Genomic DNA, 4,942 nt, shown 5'->3' with positions numbered 1-4,942 from the left:
TTCAAAAGTATACGAAAAAGTAAACCTCGAAGACAGAATAGCAAGCCTCAAAGACGGAGGCGGCACACTCATCGGTATAGGACTAATAAAAGCAATATCACTGCTTGACGTCGTCACAGGAAGCAAAAACATCATTCTCATTTCCGACGGCAAAACCCAGGCAGGAGGCGTTGCAGAAGAAGCGGCAAAGGCGGCAAGCAATGCAGGCATACGGATCTACACCGTAGGTGTGGGCCCGATTACGAACGAAGAATTCATGACCCGCATTGCTGACATTACCAACGGTATTTACTTCAGAGCAACAGAACGGTCACGGCTCAAACTCCTCTTCGGCAAACCAGAAGACCAGCCGCCCGCAGGAGGCCAGCTCGGACTTGCCATCCTGAACTCCAACCACTTTATCACGGAAAACCTCGAACTTAACGCGCGCGTATACGGCTACAATGCAGTAGCGCCCAAAACAACCGGCCGCCAATTCCCCGCTTCATCTTTCAACGACTCGATTTTTGGCCCGACGACCTTGACGCGCTTGGCCGGTTTTTCCTCGGGTAAGCCCTCAAGCGCAACGGCGATGCGCCGGGGCGTGATCCAAACCCGCCGGCGCGCCGGGGCAATCTCGTGCGATTTCAGCCAACGCTCGACGGCATCGCTAAGCCAGGCCCGCGCCAAAGGCAAAAAACGGGCCGGGATGTCTTCCGTTTGAAGTTCGAAAAGAAACTGATGGCCAACAGCCGAACCCGCGCGTTTCATGTTTGAGGGGCCGCCTGAGCTTGCGGTTTATTTTCCGGTTTCTCGAATCCCTTAAGATAGGCCGCGGCCACGGCCTTGGCTGCGGCGCGGGTGCGTCCGATCAAGCGGTTTCTTTCTTCCGCCGTGATTGCGCCCCGGGCATCCAAATTGTTGAAAATTTCGGAACAGCGCATCACCGACTCATAAGCCGGCAGGATCAAGCCTTCCTCGGCCAGGAGTTTGGCCTGATGATTGTAATGATCGAACAGCCCGAAGCCATGGGCGGCGTCAAAACGCTCGAAATGGTACTTGGAAAATTCTTTTTCCATTTGTTTGTGAAAAATATCACCGTAGCGCACCCCGTGATCCCAGACGATATCGAACACGGAGGCCGCGTTCTGCAGGTACATGGCGATGCGCTCAAGGCCGTAGGTGATTTCAACCGGAATCAAGGGCAGCTCAAAACCCGCGAAGCTTTGAAAGTAAGTGAATTGGGTGATTTCCAAGCCGTCCAGCCACACTTCCCAGCCCACGCCGGAAGCGCCCAGCGTCGGCGACTCCCAATCGTCTTCAATGTACCTGAGCTCATGCTCCTGGGCTTTAAAACCCAAAATGCCGAGCGACTCTTCGTAAAGACGGCGGACGGTTTTAGGCGCGGGCTTTAAAAAAACCTGATACTGGTAATAGCGGCCCAAGCGATTGGGCGAATCCCCGTAACGGGCGTCGCCGGGCCTGCGGCAGGGCTCCAAATACGCGGTTTGATGCGGGGCCTCATCCAAGGCCCAAAAAAACGTGTACGGGGAGAATGTGGCCGCGCCTTTGGGCAAATCCCAAGGAAAAACATTGAGCGCGCCGCGGCGGCGCCAAAATTCATCCAAGCGCCGGACAACGTCAAGAAACGTGGGCGGTGTTATGGCCATAACGAATACCGGAAAGGCCCTGAGCGTAACCGTCCAACAGACGCAGCGCGGCTTCCGGCGGCGCAGGCTCATCCGCCGGAAAAACGCCTCGCTCAAGGCTCCCGCAAATCGCTCTCATCTTAGCATCTAAGAAGCCCCTCGCCGGTTCGGAAGAGGAAAAACGCCAGCCGGAAAGTTCAAGCATTTTGAGCTTAAAACCCAAAGCCGGCCAAGCGGCCTCTTGGCAGCCGCCGCAGGTCAAACGGGACAAGGTTTCCAAAAGTAAAAGAAACTTCTCTTCGGACCGGGTGTCATAAGGCGTCAAGAACATCTCCCCAAAACGCAATAAGCCGAGCATGGACTCGAATAAAGCGAAATCCCGGCGAAGCCCGTCAAAAATCTCGATGGTCCGCCCGGTCAATAACTGGGGCAAAGCTGAGACATCAGGGCGCGCCCAGCAATGAAGACGGGCATAGATGCCCGGCTCTTTTAAGATTTTAAGCCTGGATTGTCCCCGCCGGACGCCCCGCAAAATCAAATTCAACAACCCGTGCTCCAACGACAACACGCGCACCAGGGCGTCATATTCGCCCAAGGGTTGTGAGCTCAACACGATCGCGTGCGCGTCAATGTACACCAAAACTCCTATCAGATCCTTCGACTCGCTTCGCTCGCTCAGGATGAATTAAATGCATGTCCGGTAGGACATGCATTTAATTCACTTATATTCATCCCTGATGTCGCCGACGATATTCTCCAAAATATCCTCGAGGCTGATGATGCCCTTGACCTTGCCGGATTTATCCTTAACCAGGGCGATGTGGATGGCCTCCCTTTGGAAGCGCCGCAAGACCTGCCCCAGACGATCGTTTTCATCCACGGCCGGGCAATCCCTGAGCGTGTCTTGCAGATTCAGCAACCCCGATGTGGCGAAGGTGAACAAAATGTCTTTTGCATAAAGAATGCCCATGGTTTGATCCAGCGTTCCGTCGCGGCTGACCGGGATTCTGGAATACCCGGCCGCGGCCGTCAAAGCCACGATTTTTTTCATGTCGCTTTGACGCGCGTCGAGCGCGAAAACGTCCTTGGCCGGACGCATGGCCTCCTTGACCCGCCGCGAGGAGAAATTCGCCATGGTTTCCAGAATCAACCGCGATCGCGGCCGCAAGTCCTGATTGAGCTCAGGATCGGCCAAGAGCATTTTAATCTCCTTGGCGGTGAAGGGATAGGCCAAGGAGCGGGGCAAATGCAAATTTGTCAGACGCTCGAATGAACGAACCAGCGGAGAAAGCACGCGCCGCAAAGCGACCATCGGCCCATATAAAGGAAGAAGAAATAAAAGCGCCACTTTGTCCGGGAAGCGCCTGGCCAGGAGTTTGGGCAACAGCTCGCCGAACAGAAACAAGGCGACGCCCACCAATAAAGGAGTGAACGGGACCTCTTCAAAACGCGTCAATCCCAGCACGCACCACAACATGGAAAAAGCCGCGTTAAAAACCAAAAGAACGGTCAAAAAATAAGTCGGGTTCTTGCGCCACTCCGCGAACATATACGTATAAAACCGCGCCAACGGCGCCGACAAAGGACGGCGGCCGAGGGATTTGACGAACTTCTTTTCTTCGGCGAACGAAAGGGTCAGCAGCGCGGTTTCCAGCGAGTTGGAGCAGGCAAAACCGATTAAGGCCGCGAACGCCAGTCCGTCGCTCATCATCTGACGGGCTCCCGGGTGGGCCGGGGCGGGCGTTTTCTGTGCTCGAATTCATCCAAAATTTCCCCGGTGATCTCTTCAAGGCAATCCTCGGCCGTGATCAAGCCGGTCCATTCGTTGCCGTCCGTCACATAAGCCACCGGATAGCCGCGAAACAAAAGGTTGATCACATTAATCAGCTTTTGCCGCGCGTGGACGGCCGGGATGGGCCGCAGAATCAAACGCTCGGCCAATGCCCCGCCCTCCATGTCCAGAGATGAAGCGGCGCCGCCCGCGAACCCTTCGGCCAACATGCCCAGCATATCCTTGATATGAAGATAGCCGGCCGGAACGTCGTTCCAAAGAGCCAGCGTCCGGGTATGCCCGTCCGTCATCAACGTGAATAGAACGCGTTCTTTCTGCGGCGAGCCCGGCGGCGCTTTTTTAAACGATTCCCAATTCACGGTGGATACCCGCGAGCGAGGGGTCATCACATCCCGGACAAGGACGTCTTTCAAACGCAGGTAGCGGCCCATCATATCCATCACCCCGCGCTCAAGATCCAAAACCTGAGAATCAACGCTCGCGCCGCCTAACCCCGAAGGCGCGACGGTTTGGGCCGAATCAACCAGCTCGCGCAATTCCTCCAGGGACAGGTACACCCCCCTGCCTAAGGTGCCGGCCGCCTGAAGCCGCGCGCCGGAAAGTCGGGCGATGGCTTTAAAGAAAAAATGCAGGAAGGGATAAAAGGGAAGAAGCAAGCCGTAGAGAATCCTCAAAATCCAAACCCCCAAAATGCCGTGAGACAGCTTGCGGCCCAGCACCTTGGGATAGATGGTCAAGAAAAAAAGATTGACCGTTCCCCCAAAAACCCAGGCCGCCAAATCCCGGACCGTCTCGATCTCAAACCACAGGGCGAGCCACGCCAATAGCAGCCAAGCGAACAGCACTTCCAGCATGTTTTGGAAAAAGAGAAGCAGGGTCAGGTATTCTTCGGGGTGATCAAGCCAACGCCGGGCCGCGATCCAAAACGGGCCGCCGTAAATCGCCTTCAGGCTCTTAAGCTTGGCGACGGAAAGGCTGGTGATGGAAGCCTCGGCGAAATTGACGACGGCCATGGCCAGAGCGCAAAACGCCCATGCCCAAGCCAAGGCCCAAGGAGAAGATAAAAAAACGCTCCCCGCCCCTAAAAGATCAGAAGGAAAAGAAGGACTCGCGATGCTTTTAGTTTAGCACCAATGGCCGCCCTTATCCAGGCCGGCCCCATTCCGGTGACGCCTTCGCCAAAGACACCAAAGAATTGAAGGGTGGTTGTCTTTACTCCTCTTAAACAACTAAGAAACTAAGCTGCGTCCCTATCTCCTATTAATACCTGACCCCTGTTGACTGGTTCAAAATAGCGCCCGTTCATGCTATCCATTTAAAATCAAGCCTTTTGTGATGCAAAGCGCAATCTCGCAAGTACAAGTTGATCAAATTCTGGTAAGGCATTCCGACTTCGGTTGCCAGCTTCTTAAAGTAAAACACGGTCCCTTTATCCAGACGAATAGTGATGGGCTGCTTGAGCCGGGATAGGTAGGGATTCCTTTCTCCCTTCATCTTCGAGAAATCATAATGCTCTCTCATA

At 54.8% G+C, this 4,942-nt stretch carries 5 protein-coding genes; 1 reads left to right on the top strand and 4 read right to left on the bottom strand.

Features of this window, described 5'->3' with window-relative positions; translation table 11 throughout:
* On the top strand, positions 1–703 hold a 703-nt coding region (locus HYT79_12245), incomplete at its 5' end, for a VWA domain-containing protein (protein ID MBI2071350.1).
* A gap of 43 nt (positions 704–746) precedes the next feature.
* Here HYT79_12245 and HYT79_12240 read toward each other — a convergent pair.
* The 4 genes from HYT79_12240 to HYT79_12225 all read right to left on the bottom strand — a co-directional run bounded on the left by HYT79_12240 (position 747) and on the right by HYT79_12225 (position 4,466).
* Positions 747–1,649 carry a glycine--tRNA ligase subunit alpha gene (locus HYT79_12240; protein ID MBI2071349.1) on the bottom strand — a complete coding sequence of 301 codons (903 nt, stop codon included), beginning with the start codon at positions 1,647–1,649 and terminating at the stop codon, positions 747–749.
* Positions 1,621–2,265 carry a DNA repair protein RecO gene (gene recO, locus HYT79_12235; protein ID MBI2071348.1) on the bottom strand — a complete coding sequence of 215 codons (645 nt, stop codon included), beginning with the start codon at positions 2,263–2,265 and terminating at the stop codon, positions 1,621–1,623. Before recO ends, HYT79_12240 begins: the two co-directional genes overlap by 29 nt.
* A gap of 81 nt (positions 2,266–2,346) precedes the next feature.
* Entirely contained in the window at positions 2,347–3,339 is a 993-nt protein-coding gene (locus tag HYT79_12230; protein MBI2071347.1) for a DUF21 domain-containing protein, read from the bottom strand.
* Entirely contained in the window at positions 3,336–4,466 is a 1,131-nt protein-coding gene (locus HYT79_12225) for a DUF21 domain-containing protein (protein ID MBI2071346.1), read from the bottom strand. Before HYT79_12225 ends, HYT79_12230 begins: the two co-directional genes overlap by 4 nt.
* Between the last annotated feature and the right edge of the window lie 476 nt (positions 4,467–4,942).

The sequence above is a fragment of the Elusimicrobiota bacterium genome, assembly GCA_016180815.1.
Taxonomy (GTDB): domain Bacteria; phylum Elusimicrobiota; class Elusimicrobia; order JACQPE01; family JACQPE01; genus JACPAN01.
This window is presented reverse-complemented; position numbering and strand designations above follow the sequence as displayed.